The 19483-nt window shown below is 69.1% G+C and carries 18 protein-coding genes; 9 read left to right on the top strand and 9 right to left on the bottom strand.

Features of this window, described 5'->3' with window-relative positions; translation table 11 throughout:
- Nucleotides 1-44: 44 nt before the first annotated feature.
- The gene (chpT, locus tag ACU4E7_RS15055; RefSeq protein ID WP_238121813.1) at nucleotides 45-737 is read right to left on the bottom strand and encodes a histidine phosphotransferase ChpT; all 693 of its coding nucleotides are present in this window, start codon (nucleotides 735-737) and stop codon (nucleotides 45-47) included.
- Nucleotides 738-920: 183 nt separating this feature from the next.
- Here chpT and cysQ point away from each other — a divergent pair, with 183 nt between their 5' ends.
- The 3 genes from cysQ (at nucleotide 921) to ACU4E7_RS15040 (ending at nucleotide 3439) form a co-directional block, all read left to right on the top strand.
- Entirely contained in the window at nucleotides 921-1760 is an 840-nt protein-coding gene (cysQ, locus tag ACU4E7_RS15050) for a 3'(2'),5'-bisphosphate nucleotidase CysQ (protein WP_238121812.1), read from the top strand.
- A 180-nt stretch (nucleotides 1761-1940) separates the two neighbouring features.
- Nucleotides 1941-2555 (top strand): DUF1134 domain-containing protein, encoded by a 615-nt coding sequence (locus tag ACU4E7_RS15045; RefSeq protein WP_238121810.1) that lies wholly within the window; start codon nucleotides 1941-1943, stop codon nucleotides 2553-2555.
- Between the two features lie 128 nt (nucleotides 2556-2683).
- Nucleotides 2684-3439: a hypothetical protein gene (locus tag ACU4E7_RS15040; protein WP_238121809.1), complete on the top strand. Its 756-nt coding sequence runs from the start codon at nucleotides 2684-2686 to the stop codon at nucleotides 3437-3439.
- 99 nt (nucleotides 3440-3538) lie between these two features.
- Here ACU4E7_RS15040 and ACU4E7_RS15035 read toward each other — a convergent pair whose 3' ends face one another.
- The 3 genes from ACU4E7_RS15035 to ACU4E7_RS15025 all read right to left on the bottom strand — a co-directional run bounded on the left by ACU4E7_RS15035 (nucleotide 3539) and on the right by ACU4E7_RS15025 (nucleotide 5384).
- Nucleotides 3539-4450, bottom strand: a complete 912-nt coding sequence (locus ACU4E7_RS15035) for a DUF2865 domain-containing protein (protein WP_447019317.1) — start codon at nucleotides 4448-4450, stop codon at nucleotides 3539-3541.
- Nucleotides 4451-4699: 249 nt separating this feature from the next.
- Nucleotides 4700-4864, bottom strand: a complete 165-nt coding sequence (locus tag ACU4E7_RS15030; RefSeq protein WP_238121807.1) for a hypothetical protein — start codon at nucleotides 4862-4864, stop codon at nucleotides 4700-4702.
- A gap of 214 nt (nucleotides 4865-5078) precedes the next feature.
- The gene (locus ACU4E7_RS15025; protein ID WP_238121806.1) at nucleotides 5079-5384 is read right to left on the bottom strand and encodes a hypothetical protein; all 306 of its coding nucleotides are present in this window, start codon (nucleotides 5382-5384) and stop codon (nucleotides 5079-5081) included.
- Nucleotides 5385-5595: 211 nt separating this feature from the next.
- Here ACU4E7_RS15025 and ACU4E7_RS15020 point away from each other — a divergent pair, with 211 nt between their 5' ends.
- From ACU4E7_RS15020 to ACU4E7_RS14995, 6 genes are all read left to right on the top strand, one after another.
- Entirely contained in the window at nucleotides 5596-6525 is a 930-nt protein-coding gene (locus ACU4E7_RS15020) for a LysR family transcriptional regulator (protein ID WP_447019316.1), read from the top strand.
- A gap of 263 nt (nucleotides 6526-6788) precedes the next feature.
- Nucleotides 6789-7283 (top strand): formate dehydrogenase subunit gamma, encoded by a 495-nt coding sequence (locus ACU4E7_RS15015; protein WP_238121804.1) that lies wholly within the window; start codon nucleotides 6789-6791, stop codon nucleotides 7281-7283.
- The gene (locus tag ACU4E7_RS15010) at nucleotides 7283-8845 is read left to right on the top strand and encodes a formate dehydrogenase beta subunit (protein WP_447019315.1); all 1563 of its coding nucleotides are present in this window, start codon (nucleotides 7283-7285) and stop codon (nucleotides 8843-8845) included. The genes ACU4E7_RS15015 and ACU4E7_RS15010 overlap by 1 nt, the downstream gene beginning before the upstream one ends.
- A 566-nt stretch (nucleotides 8846-9411) precedes the next feature.
- Nucleotides 9412-12252, top strand: a complete 2841-nt coding sequence (fdhF, locus tag ACU4E7_RS15005) for a formate dehydrogenase subunit alpha (RefSeq protein WP_238121802.1) — start codon at nucleotides 9412-9414, stop codon at nucleotides 12250-12252.
- A 457-nt stretch (nucleotides 12253-12709) separates the two neighbouring features.
- Nucleotides 12710-13594, top strand: a complete 885-nt coding sequence (gene fdhD / locus ACU4E7_RS15000; RefSeq protein ID WP_447019314.1) for a formate dehydrogenase accessory sulfurtransferase FdhD — start codon at nucleotides 12710-12712, stop codon at nucleotides 13592-13594.
- Nucleotides 13584-13814: a formate dehydrogenase subunit delta gene (locus tag ACU4E7_RS14995; protein WP_238121800.1), complete on the top strand. Its 231-nt coding sequence runs from the start codon at nucleotides 13584-13586 to the stop codon at nucleotides 13812-13814. The genes fdhD and ACU4E7_RS14995 overlap by 11 nt, the downstream gene beginning before the upstream one ends.
- A gap of 209 nt (nucleotides 13815-14023) precedes the next feature.
- Here the strand turns inward: ACU4E7_RS14995 and ACU4E7_RS14990 are convergent, their stop codons facing one another.
- The 5 genes from ACU4E7_RS14990 to ACU4E7_RS14970 all read right to left on the bottom strand — a co-directional run bounded on the left by ACU4E7_RS14990 (nucleotide 14024) and on the right by ACU4E7_RS14970 (nucleotide 19395).
- Nucleotides 14024-14236, bottom strand: coding sequence for a DUF3126 family protein (locus ACU4E7_RS14990; RefSeq protein ID WP_238121799.1), 213 nt, complete (start codon nucleotides 14234-14236; stop codon nucleotides 14024-14026).
- 109 nt (nucleotides 14237-14345) lie between these two features.
- Entirely contained in the window at nucleotides 14346-15203 is an 858-nt protein-coding gene (gene cysE / locus ACU4E7_RS14985; RefSeq protein WP_238122028.1) for a serine O-acetyltransferase, read from the bottom strand.
- A gap of 179 nt (nucleotides 15204-15382) precedes the next feature.
- Nucleotides 15383-16135, bottom strand: a complete 753-nt coding sequence (locus tag ACU4E7_RS14980; RefSeq protein WP_447019313.1) for an alpha/beta fold hydrolase — start codon at nucleotides 16133-16135, stop codon at nucleotides 15383-15385.
- 69 nt (nucleotides 16136-16204) lie between these two features.
- Nucleotides 16205-17491 (bottom strand): hypothetical protein, encoded by a 1287-nt coding sequence (locus tag ACU4E7_RS14975; protein WP_447019312.1) that lies wholly within the window; start codon nucleotides 17489-17491, stop codon nucleotides 16205-16207.
- A 71-nt stretch (nucleotides 17492-17562) separates the two neighbouring features.
- Nucleotides 17563-19395, bottom strand: a complete 1833-nt coding sequence (locus tag ACU4E7_RS14970) for an ABC transporter ATP-binding protein (RefSeq protein ID WP_447019311.1) — start codon at nucleotides 19393-19395, stop codon at nucleotides 17563-17565.
- Nucleotides 19396-19483: the final 88 nt, after the last annotated feature.

The raw sequence follows: 19483 nt of genomic DNA, 5'->3' as shown, positions 1-19483 counted from the left end.
TTTGGGGCCGCCATCGGCTCGCCCCATGGCGGGTTGAAGCGCGTTCAGGCCGGCCGGGCGGTGAGGGTCACGAGATCCCCATCCTGGGCGAAGCTCACCGTGACGCCGCAGGCGCGCGCCAGCAGGCCGGCATAGAACGGCTGCACCACATGGGCATCGAGCCCGCCGGCCGGCGCCACGCCGGCGATCAGCGCCTCGACGCCGGCTGGGATGCGAGCGCTGGTGCCCCGCGCCGCGAGCTCGAACCCCATGGCCTCGCCACTGCCCAGCGGCGACACCGTCATGAGCCCGCCGCGCGGAATGGTGGTGGTGGAGATCAGCACCAGGTTCAGGAGCAGCTTGACCTTGTTCTTGGCCTGGAACTCGCGGGGCAGGCGCCAGTCGATCTTGGTGCGATCGTCCTCGATCATGCCGCGGACCACCTGCTCGGCATCGCCGAGATCGAGCTGCGCCCCGGCCGACCCGGCGGCGCCGAACGCCAGCCGGGTGAACTGGAGCCGCGCCGAGGCCTGACGGGAACTCTTGGCGATGAGATCGAGCGCCACCTCGCGCATGTCGGCGGCGCCTTCGTCCTCCAGCACCTCGATGCCGTTGACCACCGCGCCCACCGGGCTGATGACATCGTGGCACACCCGCGAGCACAGCAAGGCCGCGAGATCGAGGGCGGAAATGACGGCGGCGTCGGCGGCCGGGGAGAGGATCGGGGCGAGCGCGTCGAATTTGGGCGCGTCGGACATGGGTCGGGCTTCCGGGCGTGCTGTGATCCCGCCATCGCGGCCGCCGCGCCGCCACCGTGGGCCGGCCCGTGGCTGCGGGGGGAGACCGCATGGTGCAGGGTCGGCTCTGATACACCCGGGGACGGCCCCCTCACAAGCGTCGCCGCCATCGACAGGCCCGGCGCGAGCGGATATGACCCGGCCATGACCAGCACGTTCCCGCGCGCGCCCGCGCCCACCGACGCGCCCCTCCTCGCCGGCCTCGCCGCCGCCGCGCTGGCGGCGGGCGTCGCCATCCGCCGCATCGAAGCTCAGGGCATTGAGGCCCATGCCAAGGCGGATCTGAGCCCCGTCACCGCCGCCGACGAAGCCGCCGAGCTCATCATCTGCGCCGCCCTGGCGGAGCTGCTGCCCGGCGTGCCGGTGGTGGCCGAGGAGGCCATGTCCGCCGGCGCCCATGTGGACTGCGGCAACCGCTTCCTGCTGGTGGACCCGCTGGATGGCACCCGCGAGTTCATCTCCGGCAATGGCGAGTACACCGTCAATATCGCGCTCGTGGAAGACGGCACGCCGGTGCTCGGTGTGGTCTATGCGCCGGCCCGGGCGACCCTGTTCGCGGGCCGCCCGGGCGCGGCCTTCCGCGCCATCCGTGCGCCGGGCGCGGCGGTGAATGCGCAGGACTGGGAGTCCATCTCCTGCCGCCCCCTGCCCTCGGGCCCCATGGTGATCGCCGCCAGCCGCTCCCATGGCGACCCGGCCACCGATGCGCTCATCGCCCGCTATGACGTGGCCGAGCGCATCTCGGCCGGCTCGGCGCTGAAGTTCGGCCTGCTGGCGGAAGGCTTGGTTGATCTCTACCCCCGCCTGGGCACGGTGATGGAATGGGATTGCGCCGCCGGGCATGCGGTGATCAACGCCGCAGGCGGCCGCGTCACCCGGCCGGACGGCAGCCCCCTCACCTATGGGCATGCGAATGCCGGCTTCAAGGTGCATGGCTTCCTCGCCTGGGGCGCCGGTCAGCCTCCAGCGCCGAAGGCGGGGTGATCGCAGAGCGGAGACCGCACACCGGTCGTCGCCACCGGTTAACCCCACACTAAGCCCCGGTGGGGAAGCTCGGGCGCAGACCGGCTGCCGGCCGCGCCTTTCCCAGGTCACACTGCTGGCCATAATCGAAGGCGCGATTCGCGGCCTTTGCCGTTTCCGAAGCCCATTGCGAGATCCCCCATGCGCTTCTCATCGAGCTTCTTTTCAAGGGTTAGCCGCCGCGCCCTCCTCCGGCATCTGGCGGCCGCCGCCGTGCTGGCGACACCGCTCGCGGCCGCCGCGCCCGCCCTCGCCCAGCAGCAGCAGGCGCCGCAGAACTATTCCACTGGTGAGCTGGTGAGTCGGGGCCACTCCTTTTTCGGCAGCGTCTCGCGCGGGCTCGCCCTCAGCATCGAGAAGGCGGTCTCCCAGTGGGGCCAGCCCAATGGCTACATTCTCGGCCAGGAAGGCTCCGGCGCGTTCGTGGGTGGCCTGCGCTATGGCGAGGGCGTGCTCTATACCCGCAACGCTGGCGACCTGAAGGTCTATTGGCAGGGCCCATCGGTGGGCTGGGACTTCGGCGGCGATGGCGCCCGCACCATGATCCTGGTCTACAACCTGCGCAGCGTGCAGGACGTGTTCCGGCGCTTCGGTGGCATTTCCGGTTCGGCCTATGTGGTGGCCGGCTTCGGCATGACCGCCCTGGGCGCCGACGGCATCGTGGTGGTGCCCATCCGCTCGGGCGTGGGCGTACGCATCGGCGCCAACCTCGGCTATCTCAAATTCACCGCGCAGCCCACCTGGAACCCCTTCTGATCCCCGCGCGCCGGCCGCCCGCGACTGAAGGCGGCTGGTGCCCTGGCGCCACTCGTGCAATGAATGTCGTGCCATGAATGGCGCACCATGAATGACGGACTGCTTCGAGGCTGGAGGACCGGGCCAACATGATCGAACAGATCATGTATTTCGCGTTGGGCGCGCTGGTGGCGACGTTCGTTGCGCTGCTGGTGCTGCCGGCGGTCTGGCACCGCGCCGTGCGCCTCACCACCCGCCGGGTGGAAGCGGCGGTGCCCGTCTCCATCTTCGAGATTCAGGCGGACAAGGACCAGCAGCGGGCCTTCTTTGCCCTCAACCAGCGCCGCCTTGAACTGCAGGCCGATGCCATGCGCGAGACCATCGCCGGGCACGCCGCCACCATCGAGCACCAGCGCCAGCGCGTCGCCCAGTTGGAAGCCGCCCTGTCGGATCTGCAGCGGCAGCGCCAGCAGCTCGAAGGCACGCTGGCGGAACAGAGCGTGTTGCTGGGCGAGGTGCAGGACCAACTGGCCGACGCCCAGAGTGCCCAGATCCCTGAAACTCCGCCCCTGGCGCCGCGCCCCGGCGAGGAGCGCGAGCTGCAGGAGGCGGCCATCGCCCTTTCCATCGCCCCCCTGCGGGCCGAGCAGGAGCGCCTGCAGGCGGCGGTGCTCGCCGCCGCGCCTGCGAAGACCCCTCCCGCCCATCTCAAGACCGAGCTGAAGGACGTGGCGGCGCGGCTCACGGCCATGGTGGCCCGCATGGAAGGCGTCGCCTCGCCCATTCCCGCGCTGGTCGCCGACGCGCAGAGCGATGACCACGAAAGCCTGGCGGCCCGCATCCGCGACCAGCTGACCCCCGAGGCCGAAACCGAGCCGGCGGCGCCGCTGGCCGCCTCCGCCTGATCGCCTCACCCCACGCCCCCGATCGCCGACCAGAGCCGCCGCGCGCACAGGCGCGCCAGGAGGCAGCAAAGACCGGTGAGGCAGCAAAGACCGGTGCGATCAGCGCGCCGTCGCCACCTCCAGCTCCTCGATGCGCCGGCGCAACTGCGCCGGCAGGCCGGGGAAGCGATCGGGCGCCACGAAATCGGCGGTGACGAAAGGCGGCCCCTGGCGCTTGCCGGCGAACACCCGCGCGCCGTCCACCGTCATCACCACATCCCCCTTCTCCAGGGTGGGGTCATCGGTGATGGCCATGGTCTGCAGCCCGCCAACCTGATCGGCGGTGCAGGTGCAGCCGTCCACCAGCCGGCTGCGATAGACGAAGGCATTGGGGATCTCGGAATAGCTGCGGCCGACGTTGTCCACCGCATTGTCGATGCTGCTGGCGGCGCTGGCGGTGGTGAACACCTCCATGTGGGCTGCCGGGCACAGGGCGGCACAATAGGCCGCGGCGCCCCGGCTGCCGGGATCACGCACCCGGGCGCCGAGCGGAAAATAGCGGCCATCACAGCTGCGCACACAATAGGCGAAGGTGCCGCCGCGCGGCGCGTCCACATAGCCACCGTCATCGCCAACGGGATACTGCGGCGGCAGGCGGTCGGCGTCCGGAGTCCGGCGCTGCGGCGCGACGCCAAACAGCGCGGCGAAGAAATCAAAGGGCGATGCCGGCGGCCGATAGGCGGGGGCCGCGCGGCTGGTGGCCCGCGGGCCTCCCCATTGCACCAGCCGTGGGGGGGTCCGTGCCTCCCCGCGCCCGGCGCGATGTGTGTGATCCTTGCTCTGCTGCAGGATGAAGAGGCGGCTCGCGTCCACATTCTGGGCCCGCGCCGGCCCCATCAGCAGCGCGGCCATCAAGGCCAGACATGCGCCGACAAGGCCCGCCACCCCGATCTTGGAGCGACCAAGATAAACGACACGATACACAACACGATGCCACAGGGGAGACGCATCACCCAGGGTCGATCCGGTCATGAGGCTTCCCCCCAGCGGTATGAACGCCTTCGTCCTGAAGGTCGTCGTTGGCTGAACGTCATCGACGCCAGAACCAGCTCGACCATCATGGCCGGGCGCAACCGCGCGATGACGCCCCCACCCCCGGCCTTACGCCCGCCGGCAGGGCCGGCTTCGCGCGCACGCCAGCGCCGCACTCTCTACACCGGACAACCACCGATCGTCCACGAGGCATGACCATAGGGGATGGCGCCGGGACCGCACCCGGGCTCACACGAGGGCTGACACACCGACGATGGTGCGCGAGGCGGGCGCCGCGGCGGGCGCGTCACGGGGCAGGGTCATCAAGGCCAGGGGCGGGGTCGCCACCAACAGCGCGGCGAACAGGATGGTGACCAGAGAAATCAACACTGAGCCTTGAAGCTGGCCGGTCATGGCGGGTCTCCTCTGCTACCCCTTGCCTTCGTCCTCGGCTCTCTGCCCGGCCCGCCGCGCCGTCCGCAGAGATGTTGCCAAAAGGTTGAAGACGGGGCGGCTGTTCCCGCACCAGGCCTCACGTTTTCGCGAGTACCCCGCCGGACCGATGCGATCCGACGCGGTGCTCGTCACCCTAAAAATCAGGGGATGAAGAGGGACGCCACGAGGCCCCTCAGCGCCGGCACACCTCCACCCAGCGCCAGCCACGCGGGGTGCGCACCTGCTCCCAGCGGCACCAGGGATGGCGCGGCCGACCCCAGCCGCGGGCGTAGGGCGGGACCGGGCCGCGGAACCGCGGATCCCAGACACAGCGATTGCGGTTGCAGACCCAACCCACGTTTTCGGCGGCGACATCAACGCCCCCCTGCGCCGCCGCAGCGGTCGCCGGGGTCAGCGGTGCGGCGCTCGCGCCATCCACCATCACCGCGCCGAGGCCGATGGCCGCGGCAACCCCGAGGGCGAGAATCCCAAGTCGCATGACAACTCCCCTTTGCAAGTCTCGGAACGCACCGCGCTCCCACTCGCGGGATGCAGATGACACCGGCATTCCGGCTGAATTGGGCGGCGATTGCGGCGAGACCTGAACGGTATTTTGATAATCACGTGTAGGGTTAACAAAGCGTTATCCCGCTGCATTGCAGCAACGACGACCGGTTGCGTCCGCTGCGGCGAGGCCCTGATATGGCGCCATGATCGACAAGCTCGAATATCTGATCGCCCTCGCCAGGGAACGCCACTTCGGCCGCGCCGCCGAGGCTTGCGGCGTCACCCAGCCCACCCTGTCCGCCGGCATCAAGCAGCTGGAGGACACCTTGGGCGTGCTGCTGGTGCAGCGCGGATCCCGCTTCCTCGGGTTCACTCCGGAAGGCGAGCGCACGCTGGAGTGGGCGCGGCGCATCGTCTCCGACACCCGCGCCATGCGCCAGGATATCGACGCCTTGAAGCGCGGCCTTTCCGGGCCACTGCGCATCGCCGCTATTCCCACCGCTTTGCCCATGGTGGCGGCGCTGACCACCCCGTTCCGCGCCCGCCACCCCGACGTGCGCTTCACGGTGATCTCGCGCACGTCCCTGGAGATTTTGAGCGACCTCGAAAATCTGGAGATCGACGCGGGCCTGACCTATCTCGACAACGAGCCCCTGGGCCGGGTCAACACGGTGCCGCTCTACCGCGAGCGCTACCGGCTCGTCACCTCGCCCGAGGCCCGGTTCGGCGATCGGGCGCGCGTGACCTGGGCGGAGGTGGCCGAGCTGCCCTTGGCCCTGCTCACCCCGGACATGCAGAACCGGCGCATCGTCGACGGCCTTCTAGCCACGGTCGGCGCCCGCACCCAGCCGACCCTCGAATCCAATTCCATGACGGTTCTGTTCACCCATGTGCGCACCGGCCTGTGGGCCAGCGTGATGCCGGCCATGCTGGCCGATTCCCTGGGGCTGACAGCGGTGGTGCGGGCCATTCCCATCATCGAGCCGGACATCTCCCATTCCATCGGCCTGGTGGTGCCCCATCGCGAACCCACCACCCCGATCATCTCCGCCCTGGTGGCGGAGGCCCGACGCATCGCCCCCAAGCTCGATCAGCAGGTGCTGGCCGACCCCGCCCTCGCTGCAATGCAATAACGCCATTCCGGAGCGCACGCCGGTACACATAGAAAAGTCCGATCGCTGGTGGCGCGCCCGTCCCTTAACGTCCATTTTGCCGCAGCTTGGAGGCTGATGGATCGGGGGGTAGCCAATGCCTCGCGCGCCGCTCCATAGAAATGTTCTATCGCAACATCCTACAGCTGCATTGATCAGCTCCGCAATTGTGACAGTCTGTTTGAAATCATCACAAGGAAGGGCCGTGTGCATACGGCTCCGGTGACGTGGGAAGGCAGACGCCCATGGCGGTCTATGAGGATTGGAGCACCGAGCGCGCGGCGCAGGTGATCGGCGAGCTTCGTCACCTGGAGGGGGCCACCATGCCCATCCTGCACGCGTTGCAGGAGACCTTCGGCTTCGTGCCCGATCCCGCCGTGCCGCTGATCGCCGAGAGCCTCAACCTCTCCCGCGCCGAGGTCTATGGCGTCCTCACCTTCTATCACGACTTCCGCCGCGAGCCGCCGGGCCGGCATGTGGTGAAGCTGTGCGCCGCCGAGGCCTGCCAATCCATGGGCGGCAAGGCGCTGGCCGATTATGCCGAGGACAAGCTCGGCGTCGCCATGGGCGAGACCTCGACTGATGGCGCCATCACCCTTGAGCCCATCTATTGTCTCGGCCTGTGCGCCTGCGCCCCCTCGGCGCTGGTGGACGGCCAGTTGGTGGGCCGCCTCGATCCGCAAGCCATCGACGAGATGGCCGACGCCTTCGCCGCCGGCAAAAGCTTCGGAGACGCCTGATGAAGTCGCCCCGCATCTTCGTCCCCAACGACGCCACCGCCATCGCCTGCGGCGCCGATCGGGTCGCCCATAAGCTGGAGAAGGGCCTCTCCGCCCGCGGCGTCACCGCCGACATCACCCGCAACGGCTCGCGCGGCCTGTTCTGGCTGGAGCCGCTGATCGAGGTGGAAACCGAGAAGGGCCGCGTGGGCTACGGCCCGGTCAAGCCCGGCGACGTGGAGGAACTGCTCCACGCCGGCCTGCTCCATGGCGGCGAGCATCCCCTGTGCGTCGGGCTCGTGGATGAGATCCCCTATCTCAAGAAGCAGACCCGCCTCACCTTCGCCCGCGTCGGCATCATCGATCCCCTCTCCCTCACCGATTACGAGGCCCATGGCGGCTATCGCGGCCTGAAGCGGGCACTGGAGCTGGGGCCGGCCGCGACGGTGGAAGAGGTGGTGGAAAGCGGCCTGCGCGGCCGCGGCGGCGCCGGCTTTCCCACCGGCATCAAATGGCGCACCGTCGCCGCCGCCGAGGCCGACCAGCGCTATATCGTCTGCAATGCGGACGAGGGCGACAGCGGCACCTTCGCCGACCGGCTGATCATGGAGGCGGACCCGTTCTGCCTCATCGAGGGCATGACCATCGCCGGCTTCGCGGTGGGCGCGACCCGGGGCTATGTCTACTCCCGCTCCGAATATCCGCTGTCGTTCGTGGTGATGGAAAAGGCCATCGAGAAGGCCCGCGCCGCCGGCCTGCTGGGCAAGAACATCCTCGGCTCCGGGCACGATTTCGAGCTCGAGATGCGCATGGGCGCCGGCGCCTATGTGTGTGGCGAGGAGACGGCGCTCCTGGAAAGCCTGGAGGGTAAGCGCGGCCTGGTGCGCGCCAAGCCGCCGCTGCCGGCCCACAAGGGCCTGTTCCAGAAGCCCACCGTCATCAACAATCTGGTGTCGCTCGCCACCGTCCCGGTGATCCTGGACAAGGGCGGCAGCTTCTACCGCGATTTCGGCATGGGCCGCTCGCGGGGCACCATGCCCATCCAGCTGGCCGGCAACATCAAATATGGCGGCCTGTTCGAGACCGCATTCGGCATTTCCCTCGGCGAGCTGGTCAACGACATCGGCGGCGGCACGGCCTCCGGGCGGCCGGTGCGGGCGGTGCAGGCGGGCGGGCCGCTGGGCGCCTACATGCCGGTCTCCCAGTTCGACACGCCGTTCGACTATGAGGCGTTTGCGGCCAAGGATGCGCTGATCGGCCATGGCGGCATCGTGGTGTTCGACGACACGGTGGACATGGCCCACATGGCCCGCTTCGCCATGGAGTTCTGCGCCCACGAAAGCTGCGGCAAGTGCACCCCCTGCCGTATCGGCTCCACCCGCGGCGTCGAGACCCTCGACAAGGTGGTGACCGGCGAGAAGCGCGAGCAGAACCTCGTGCTGCTGCGCGATCTCTGCCACACCATGAAGCTCGGCTCCCTGTGCGCCTTGGGCGGCTTCACCCCCTATCCGGTGCTGAGCGCCCTCAACCATTTCCCGGAAGACTTCGGCGCCGCGCCCAGTCTGCCGGCGGCGGCGGAGTAAGGGTGATGGGCTTCGCCTTCCCCCCGTCGCCCTCCGGCTCGACCGGAGGGCCCACCGCCGCCGCAGCCGGCACCCGCAGCGCCATGGATGCTCCGGTCGAGCCGGAGCGTGACGGCGGCTTGTTGCATGACGGCGGGGTTTGGCAGGGCGTGACGCGACGGCCAAGCCGATCGCCAGCATCCGCCTTCCCACCACCGTCTCCCCTCCTCCCCCCGTCGCCCTCCGGCTCGACCGGAGGGCCCATCGCCGCCGCAGCCGGCACCCGCAGCGTCCTGGATGCTCCGGTCGAGCCGGAGCATGACGGTAGCTTAGGGGGAAGCACGGCGCGACGGCCGCGCCGATCGCCAACATCCGCCTTTCCACCGCTGTCACCGCTCCTCCCCCCGTCGCCGCTCGCCCCCCCGTCGCCCTCCGGCTTGACCGGAGGGCCTACCGCCGCCGCAGCCGGCACCCGCAGCGCCATGGATGCTCCGGTCGAGCCGGAGCGTGACGGCGCTGCAGGGTTCGACGGCTCGACACCATTTCCGCGCCCCCGGCGCCATCGTCCTTCCTGAGAGGAACGCCCCATGTCCCTCATCTCCGACATCGACTACGGCACGCCGGTTTCCAAATCCGAGAAGCTGGTGACACTCACCATCGACGGCATGCAGGTGAGCGTGCCCGAAGGCACCTCCATCATGCGGGCGGCCATGGAGGTGGGGAACAAGATCCCCAAGCTGTGCGCCACCGACATGCTCGATGCCTTCGGCTCCTGCCGCCTGTGCCTGGTGGAGATCGAGGGCCGCAACGGGACCCCCGCCTCCTGCACCACGCCGGTGGCCGACGGCATCGTGGTGAAGACGCAGACAGAGCGGCTGAAGCAGCTGCGCAAGGGGGTGATGGAGCTCTACATCTCCGACCATCCGCTCGACTGCCTCACCTGCTCCGCCAATGGCGATTGCGAACTGCAGGAGATGGCCGGCGTGGTGGGCCTGCGCGACGTGCGCTACGGCTATGAGGGCGAGAACCACACGCATTTGGGGAAGGACGAATCCAACCCCTATTTCACCTATGAAAAATCAAAGTGCATCGTCTGCAATCGCTGCGTGCGCGCCTGCGAGGAGGTGCAGGGCACCTTCGCCTTGACCATTTCCGGCCGGGGCTTCGACAGCCGCGTGTCGCCGGGCATGAACGAGCCCTTCCTCACCTCCGAATGCGTGTCCTGCGGCGCCTGCGTGCAGTCATGCCCCACCGCGACCCTCAATGAGAAGTCCATGGTGGAAATCGGCACCCCCGAGCATGCGGTGGTGACCACCTGCGCCTATTGCGGCGTCGGCTGCGCCTTCAAGGCGGAGATGCGCGGCGACGAGCTGGTGCGCATGGTGCCCTACAAGGACGGCAAGGCGAACCGCGGCCACAGCTGCGTGAAGGGCCGCTTCGCCTATGGCTACGCCACCCACCAGGACCGCATCCTGAAACCCATGATCCGCTCGTCCATCTCCGAGCCGTGGCAGGAAGTGACCTATGAGGAGGCGATCCAATACGCCGCCTCGGAATTCAAGCGGATCCAGGAGAAGTATGGCAAGCGCGCGGTGGGCGGCATCACCTCGTCCCGCTGCACCAATGAAGAGACCTACCTCGTTCAGAAGCTGATCCGCGGCGGCTTCGGCAACAATAATGTGGACACCTGCGCCCGGGTCTGCCACTCGCCCACCGGCTACGGCCTCTCGCAGACCTATGGCACCTCCGCCGGCACCCAGGATTTCGACAGCGTCGAACAGTCCGACGTGGTGCTGATCATCGGCGCCAACCCCACCGACGGCCACCCGGTGTTCGGCTCGCGCCTGAAGAAGCGGCTGCGCGAGGGCGCCAAGCTCATCGTGGTGGATCCGCGCCGCACCGACATCGTGCGCTCGCCCCATATCGAGGCCGCCTTCCATCTGGCGCTGAAGCCCGGCACCAACGTGGCCATCGTCACCGCGCTGGCCCATGTGATCGTCACCGAGGGCCTGGTGAACGAAGCCTTCGTGCGCGAGCGCTGCGACTGGGAGGATTTCCAGGAGTGGGCGGCGTTCGTCGCCGATGAGCGCCACTCCCCCGAGGCGGTGGAAAAATACACGAAGGTGCCGGCGGAGCTGGTGCGCGGGGCCGCCCGGCTCTATGCCACCGGCGGCAACGGGGCCATCTATTATGGCCTCGGCGTCACCGAGCACTCGCAGGGCTCCACCACGGTGATGGCCATCGCCAACCTTGCCATGGCCACCGGCAACATCGGCCGCGAGGGCGTGGGCGTGAACCCGCTGCGCGGGCAGAACAATGTGCAGGGCTCGTGCGACATGGGCTCGTTCCCCCATGAGCTGCCGGGCTATCGCCACATCTCCGACGATGCCACCCGCGCCGCATTCGAGGCCATGTGGGGCGTGCATCTCGACGACGAACCGGGCCTGCGCATTCCCAACATGTTCGATGCGGCCGTGGAGGGCACCTACAAGGGCATGTATGTGCAGGGCGAGGACATTCTGCAGTCCGATCCCGACACCAAGCATGTCTCGGCCGGCCTTGCCGCCCTGGAATGCCTGGTGGTGCAGGACCTGTTCCTGAACGAGACCGCCAATTACGCCCACGTGTTCCTGCCGGGCTGCACCTTCCTGGAAAAGGACGGCACCTTCACCAATGCGGAACGCCGCATCCAGCGGGTGCGCAAGGTGATGGCACCGAAGAACGGCTATGCCGACTGGGAAGTGACCCAGATGCTCGCCAACGCGCTGGGCTTCAAGATGGACTATGCCCATCCGGGCGCGATCATGGACGAGATCGCCGCGCTCACCCCCTCCTTCACCGGCGTAAGCTATGCCAAGCTCGACGAGCTGGGCTCGGTGCAGTGGCCCTGCAACGAGAAGGCGCCCACGGGCACCCCGGTGATGCATATCGGCGGCTTCGTGCGCGGCAAGGGCAAGTTCATGCTCACCGAATACGTGCCCACCGACGAGAAGACCGGGCCGCGCTTCCCGCTGCTGCTCACCACCGGGCGCATCCTCTCCCAATACAATGTGGGCGCCCAGACCCGGCGCACCGCGAACGTCGCCTGGCATCCGGAAGACGTGCTGGAGATCCACCCCTCCGATGCCGAGAACCGGGGCATCCACGAAGGGGATTATGTGAAGCTGGAGAGCCGCTCGGGCTCCACCTCCCTGAAGGCGGTGATCTCCGAGCGGGTGGCGCCGGGGGTGGTCTACACCACCTTCCACCACCCGGTGACCCAGGCCAACGTGGTGACCACCGACTTCTCGGACTGGGCCACCAACTGCCCGGAATACAAGGTCACCGCCGTGCAGGTCTCCCGCTCCAACGGCCCGACCCCGTGGCAGGAGGAATATGAGGACCTGAGCCGCAAGAGCCGCCGCATCGCCGCCGAAGCCGCGGAGTAGCCCGGCGCCACCCGCCCGCCCCAAGCGCAACGCCACTCCCTCTCCCGCCTGCGGGGGAGGGTTGGGGTGGGGGCCAGCCGGCCTCAAAACCCCGCGGGGCGGTCAGCGGAAAGGCTCCGCCCCCTCCCTGCCCTCCTCCGCAGGCGGGAGATGGTTCGCCAACGGAAGGCTCGGCCCGACAGCCGCGCCGGGCCGCCGAGGTCGACCGGCCAGCGTCAGACGCCAGCGCCAACCACCGGCGCAACGCCACTCCCTCTCCCGCTTGCGGGGGAGGGTTGGGGTGGGGGCCAGCCGGCCTCAAAACCCAGCGGGGTGGCGAGCGGAAAGGCTCCGCCCCCTCCCTGCCCTCCCCCGCAGGTGGGAGAGGGTGCACCGGCGGCAAGGGCGTCCGCCTCGAACACACACCACGGCCCCGATGGGCCCGACAGAGGACCCCCGACCGAAGGTCGCCAGCGTCATGACCGAGCTCCCCGCGCCCCACATCTGCGATGGTTCGCAGACGCCCCTTTCCGCGCCGCCCCCGGCGTTGCGGGTGGCGCGCGTGCAGGTGCGCGATGGCACCGTCACCACGGGCAGCCGTGCGGTGCCAGAGGAAACCCCGGTGGCCCTCACCTTCAACGGCACCACCCATGCGGTGATGATGGCGAGCCCCACCGATATCCGCGCCTTTGCGCTGGGCTTCGCCCTCACCGAGGGCATCGTCGTCAGCCCCGCCGACATCCTCTCCATCGAGGAGATCGTGGTGGAGGACGGCATCGAAGCGCGGGTTTGGATCGCCGAGGATAAAATGCGCAGCCTCTCCGCCCGCCGCCGGGCGCTGGCCGGGCCTACCGGCTGCGGCCTGTGCGGGGTGGAGAGCCTCGCCGAGGCGGTGAAGCCGGCGGCACGGGTGGAGACCGGCCCGCGCATCGCGCCCGCCGAGATCCTCGCCGCCATGGCCGCTCTCTCGCCGCGCCAGCCGCTCAACCACGAAACCCGGGCGGTGCATGCCGCCGCCTATTACGAACCTGGCCTCGGCATTCGCGCGGTGTGCGAGGACGTGGGCCGCCACAATGCCCTCGACAAGCTGGTGGGCCGCGCGGCGCTGGAAGGCTTCACCCCGGCGCGCGGGGTGCTGCTGCTCACCAGCCGCGTCTCCATCGAGATGGTGCAGAAGGCGGCGGTGCTCGGCACCGGCATCATCGCCGCCGTCTCCGCCCCCACCGCTTTGGCGCTGCGCACGGCGGACGCGGCGGGCCTCACCCTGTGTGCCATCGTGCGTGCCGACGGCTTCGAGATTTTCACCCATGCCGGGCGCATCGCGCTCGATCCCGCCCAGGAGCGGTCCCCCGATGTCGCATAATTCCGATGAGAAGCTGGTCTATATGGCCAACCAGATCGCCACCGCCTTCGCTCAGCAGAAGCACGATGCCGCGGTCGTGGCGACCCGCACCCACATCGCCAAATTCTGGGATCCGCGCATGCGCGCCAAAATCACCGCCCACGCGGCGGCCGGCGGCGCCGGCCTCTCGCCCATCGCCAAGGAAGCGGTGGACGGCCTGCCGCCGGTGAAGGCGGCCTGAACGTCTAACGCGCCGCACCTGACGGGCCGGACCGCCGGTCCGGGCCCGCCGCATCACCGGCGATCACATCTCGCCGCCCGCTCTGGGAGACGGGCCGCACTGCGGTGGCGCCACCGCAGCGATCCGATCCGGCGACCTCACCATCGGTGCGGGGCGGGCGACCGTTTTCGCCCCTCGCCCCGAGACCTGAAGGTGCCGGCGCCGGCTCATCAGTCTTCGAGATCGATATCGAAGATGGTCATCTGGAAATGATAGCAGAGGTCGCCGTCTTCCTTGTCCTCGAAGATGACGCCAATGTCCTCGTCACCGAGCAGCACGTCGGCGGAGTCCTTCTTCTTGGGCCGTGCGACCACCTTGATCTGCGGATTACCGAACTTGTTGCGCAGATAACGCTGCACGGATTCGATGTCGTTTTTGTCCAAGAGGGCCTCCTGAAGTCGGACCGCCGCCTTATGGCCGTGCAGCCGGGCGCATTCAAGGCAGGACGGCGCACAAATCCCAGTTATCAGTGCGCCGGCGTCGTCTTTGCGCTCAGATATCGGCGCCGGCGAAGATGAAGCTGTCCTCGAACATCTGGTCCATGGAGCGCGAGGGCTCCACGCAACCCACCTCGCCCACCACCTTGGCCGGGATGCCGGCCACCGTGGTGTTGCGCGGCACCGGCTTCAGCACCACCGAGCCGGCGGCGACGCGGGCGCAACGGCCCACCTCGATATTGCCCAGCACCTTGGCGCCGGCGCCGATGAGCACGCCCCGGCGGATCTTGGGATGGCGATCGCCGGTCTCCTTGCCGGTGCCGCCCAGCGTCACCCCCTGAAGGATGGACACGTCGTCCTCGATCACCGCCGTCATGCCGATGACCACCCCGGTGGCATGATCGAAGAAGATGCCGCGCCCCATGGGCACCTGCGGGTGAATATCCACCCCGTAGACGGATGAGGCCCGGCTCTGCAGGTAGAGCGCCAGATCCAGCTGGCCGCGCTGCCACAGCCAGTGGGCCAGACGATGGGTCTGGATAGCGTGGAAACCCTTGAAATACAGCACCGGATCCAGCGCCCGCGTGGCCGCCGGGTCGCGATCCACCACCGCCATCACGTCCGCGCGCAGCGCCTGGGAGATGCTCTTGTCGTCGGTGGTCGCCTCCAGATAGGCCGCCTGCAGCACCGGCGCAGGCACGTCGGGATGATCCAGGCGACTGGCGATGCGCTGGCCGATGGCCGCCTCGAGGCTCGGCTGCCCGAGGATGGCGCCGGTGAGGAAGGCAGCCATCACCGGCTCGCGACCTACCACGTCCTCCGCCTCGGCCCGCACCCGCGCCCACACGGGATCCACCACGTCGTGCCAGCGATCCGCCGGCGCCTTGGTGAGCCGCACCGTGCTGGTGTCCATCTCGATGGACGGCGTAACGGGGCTCACGGCCTGATCCTGAAGCTGTGCGGGCGAAACCGGCACCGGTGTCTGCGCCATGCCTGCCTCCTTCAATCTGGTCATCCGGCAGCGCCGGGAAATCCCCTCTCTTTTAGCACATGCCGCAGCGCCGCGAGAGGGGCATCGCGGGTGCGCCGTGCTCAGGGCCGCCGCTTCAGGAAATCGAGCACGCCCTGCTTGAACACCTTGTCGCCCACCGCCGGGTTGTGGTCGCGGTTGGGAATGTCCAGCACCTCGCCATCGGGCAGCAGCTCCACCAGCGGCCGGGGATCGCCCGCCACCTTGTCGCGGGTGCCCACCGCCACCAGCACCGGCTGGAAGATGCGCGCCACCTCGTCCCGGCTCAGCACCTGGCGCGAGCCGCGGATGCAGGCGGCCAGCGCCCGCAGGTCCTGCCTGTTGGCATCGGCGAAGGTGCGGAACATGCGGCCCATGGGGTCGGCGATGGCTTCCACGCTCGGCGCCTCCATGGCATCGGCGATGGATTGGGGCAGGCCCACACCGTCCACCAGATGGATGCCGAGCCCGCCCAGCACCAGGGAGCGCACCGCATCCGGAAACAGCAGCGCCATATAGGCCCCAACGCGCGCGCCCATGGAATAGCCGATCACATCGGCGCGGGGGATGTGGAGATGATCCAGCAGCCGCTTGGCATCCTCCGCCATGCGGGCGGTGTTGTAGAGGCCCGGCTCATAGACCTTGCCGGACGCCCCATGACCGCGATGGTCGAAGCAGATCACCCGATAGCCGGCGCCCTTCAGGGTCGTCATCCAGGACGGGCCGACCCAGTTGATCTCCTTGTTGGAGGCAAAGCCGTGGATGAGCAGCACCGGATCGCCGGCGCCCTCGTCGAGATAGGCGATGTCGATGCCATCGGAATTGAAATGGGGCATGGCGTTCTTTCGCGCGGGCCGTCTGCACACGGGTGTGCGGCCTGCCGGGGCGTGGGGAGGTGCGGGAACCTAGAACCGCGGCGCCGGGCTGCCAACCCCCGCCGTCATCGCCGCGGCGTGGCGCGCATCCCGCGCCGCCAGGGCCATCGCGCCATCGAGGGCCCGCTGCACCCGGACGAAGACCTGATCCGCGTCGCCGTCCACCCCGTCGCGTCCCTGCGAAACGGCCCCGTTGGCCGGCGACGGCCGGAGGCGGATGTCCCGTGCATCAAGACGGTGCCCGGAGTGCATGGCCTTGCGGCGGCGCCCGCCCCGCCAGAGGCGACGGGCGCAGGCGACGCAGAAGCCGTTCAGCGTGGACACCAGCACATAGGCGTAGGCCATGAGAACGAAGGCCCAGCCCACCAGCTTCAGCAGCGCCCCGGTCACCACCAAGGCGCCCCGGCCGAGAGTTTTCACGATAGCCAGGGTCTGGCCGCCCTTGGCCTCGGCGAGGCGGGCGAGACGGCGAAGGTCGCCGCCATTTTCCGCCACTTTCAGGCCGTCCAGCGCGGTCCGGGTGCCGGCCTTGGCCTGCACCGTGGCGACATCTTCCACCATCCGCCCCAGCCGGCCCATGCGCTCGCCCCGCACCACGCTCTTGAGCGCGGCGGCGTCCACCGGCGCGGTCCCGCTGGCCAGCCGGCGCACGGCGGCGAGATCCACGCTGTCGCGCACCGCCCGGCCGATACTGCGGGCAAGGCCTGCGGAAAGCATGCCGGCCCGCTTGGCCCCCTTCAGCAGCGTCACCCCCGCCCGTGCCGGCAGGCCGGCACCGAGGGTGGCATAGGTGCCGGCGCTCAAGGCGAGGCCGGCAGCGGAGAGGCCGAGAATCAGTTCGTCGGGGTCCTCGCCACGGGCCAGCTTCAGCCCCTCGCGGGAGGCATCGCGCAGATCGCCCCATAAAGTGAGATCACCCACCGCTGCGCCGGCAAGGCCCGCCGCATCCTCCGGGGTGCCGGTGATGAAGCCGCCGCCGAACGCCTTGGCGCTGCGCCACGCCTGAGCGGTGCCACTGTTGGCAGCGGCCACCTGCGCCCGCAGCTCGGGGGAAAGAGCCACCCCGCGGGCGTCCGCCAGTTCCACGAAGGAGGCGGCGAGCGCCCCGTCATCGGCGGCCAGAGCATCCGCAATGGCGCGGCTTGCCGCCGTTGTATCGAAGCCGGCAAGGCCGAGATCCGCCAGGGTGGCCGGATCATCATGGGCCGCAATCAGCCGCACGCTGCTCTTCGCCACCGGCAACAGCCAGGGCGCCGCGCCGATGAGGCTGGCGAGAACAGTGAACAGGGCGAACAGGCGCAACATGGTTCGGTCCATATGGGCAGGCACGTCCCACCCCGCGAGCCGTCGTAAACGCGGAGCGGGACTTTTTTGGGTCGCGCGCGGGCTTACGCGGCGAGCCCCTTGGCCAGCTCCAGGGCCTGGCGCTCGAACAGGCGGCGATAGAGGCCGCCTTCGATCTGCACCAAAGCGTCGTGGTCGCCTTCCTCGACGATGCGCCCCTTGTCGAACACCAGCAGCCGATCAAGGGCGCGCACGGTGGAGAGGCGGTGGGCGATGACCAGGGTGGTGCGGCCCACCATCAGCCGCTCCATGGCCTGCTGAATCAGCGCTTCCGATTCCGAATCGAGGCTGGAGGTGGCCTCGTCCAGGATCAGGATGGGCGCATCCGCCAGGAAGGCGCGGGCCAGCGCCACCCGCTGGCGCTCGCCGCCGGAGAGCTTCACTCCGCGCTCGCCCACCAGCGTGCCATAGCCACGCGGCAGCCGTTCGATGAAGCCCGAGGCATTGGCCAGTTCCGCCGCCCGGTGGATCTCGGCGAACGCGGCCTCCGGCCGGGCATAGGCGATGTTCTCCGCCAGCGAACGATGGAACAGGATGGGCTCCTGCTGCACCACCGCAATGGCGCGCCGCAGGGAGCCCTGGGTGACCGATCGCACATCCTGCCCATCCACGCACACCCGCCCGTCGGTGACATCGTAGAGCCGCTGGATGAGCTTCACGAAGGTGGTCTTGCCGGAGCCCGAATGACCCACGAGGCCCACCCGCTCGCCGGCATCAATGGTCACCGACAGGTCGCGATAGAGCGGTGTCGCGTGGCCGCCATAGTGGAAGGTCACGTGCTCGAACGCGATTTGGCCTTCGCTGACGCGGGCCGGCACGGCGTCCTTCCTGTCAGCGACGCCCACCGGCTGGTGATGCAGGCCCACCAATTCCTCCAGGTCGTTCACTGAGCGCTGGAGATTGTGCACATGCATGCCGATGTCGCGCAGATAGGAATGCACCACGAAATAGGTGGTGAGCACATAAGCCACGTCGCCGGGGCTCGCCTCCCCCCGCCACCACAGCACCAGCACCGCACCGATGATGGCCGCGCGCAGCGCCAGGAGCGCCACCAATTGAAGGGTGCCGGCCCAGGTGCCGGCCATCCAGGTGCGACGGGTGCGGCCGCGCCATTTGTCGAGCACGCGGGACAGGCGCGCCTCCTCCCGCGCCTCGGCGCCGAAGCCCTTCACCACCGTGTTGCAGCCCACCGCATCAGCCAGCACGCCGCCCATGCGGGTGTCCCAGCTGTTGGAGAGCCGCGCCCGCGGCGCCACCATGTGCACGGACAGCACCAGGGTGAGGCCGACGAAACCGACGGCCCCGACTGCCACGATCAGCCCCATCACCGGCCAGAACCAGCCCAGCAGCACCGCCGAGCCCACCAGCGCCACCACCGAGGGCAACAGCGCCACCAGCAGGGTGTCGTCCAGAAGGTCGAGCGACCACATGCCGCGCGAGATCTTGCGCACGGTGGAGCCGGCGAAGCTGTTGGCATGCCAGTCGGCGGAGAAGCGCTGCACCCGGGCGAATGCCTCGGCGGCGATGTCCGCCATGGAACCCAGGGTGAGGCGCATGATGGCCATGAACGACAGGTGCCGCGCCACCAGCATCACCGCCCCCAGCGCCAGCATGACGAGGAAGGCATCCACCGCCGCCGTGCGGGCCTGATCCCGCGTCAGCGCCGTCGATGCCACCGCCTCCACCAGCCGCCCGGCGAACACCGGCACCAGCACTTCGGCGAGGGTGGAGACCAGAACCGCGCTGCCGGTGGCGAAGATGAGCCCCGGACGCCGGCGCCAATGGCGCCACAGGAAGGCGAGAACCGCACCGGTCTGGTTCCGGCCCCGGCTCTTGGACCGGCTCTTGGACCGCCTTTTGGAGAAGAGAAGCGACATGACCAAATCCGGCAGCGCCCGCGGCGCCCACCGGCCCTGATGAGGTCGCGCGCGAACACTGCGACGGCGCGACCTGTGGAATGAAAAA

This window comes from Xanthobacter sp. ZOL 2024 (assembly GCF_052932325.1).
Note: the sequence above shows the minus strand (reverse complement) of the source record. Positions and strands in the feature narration are given on the sequence as shown.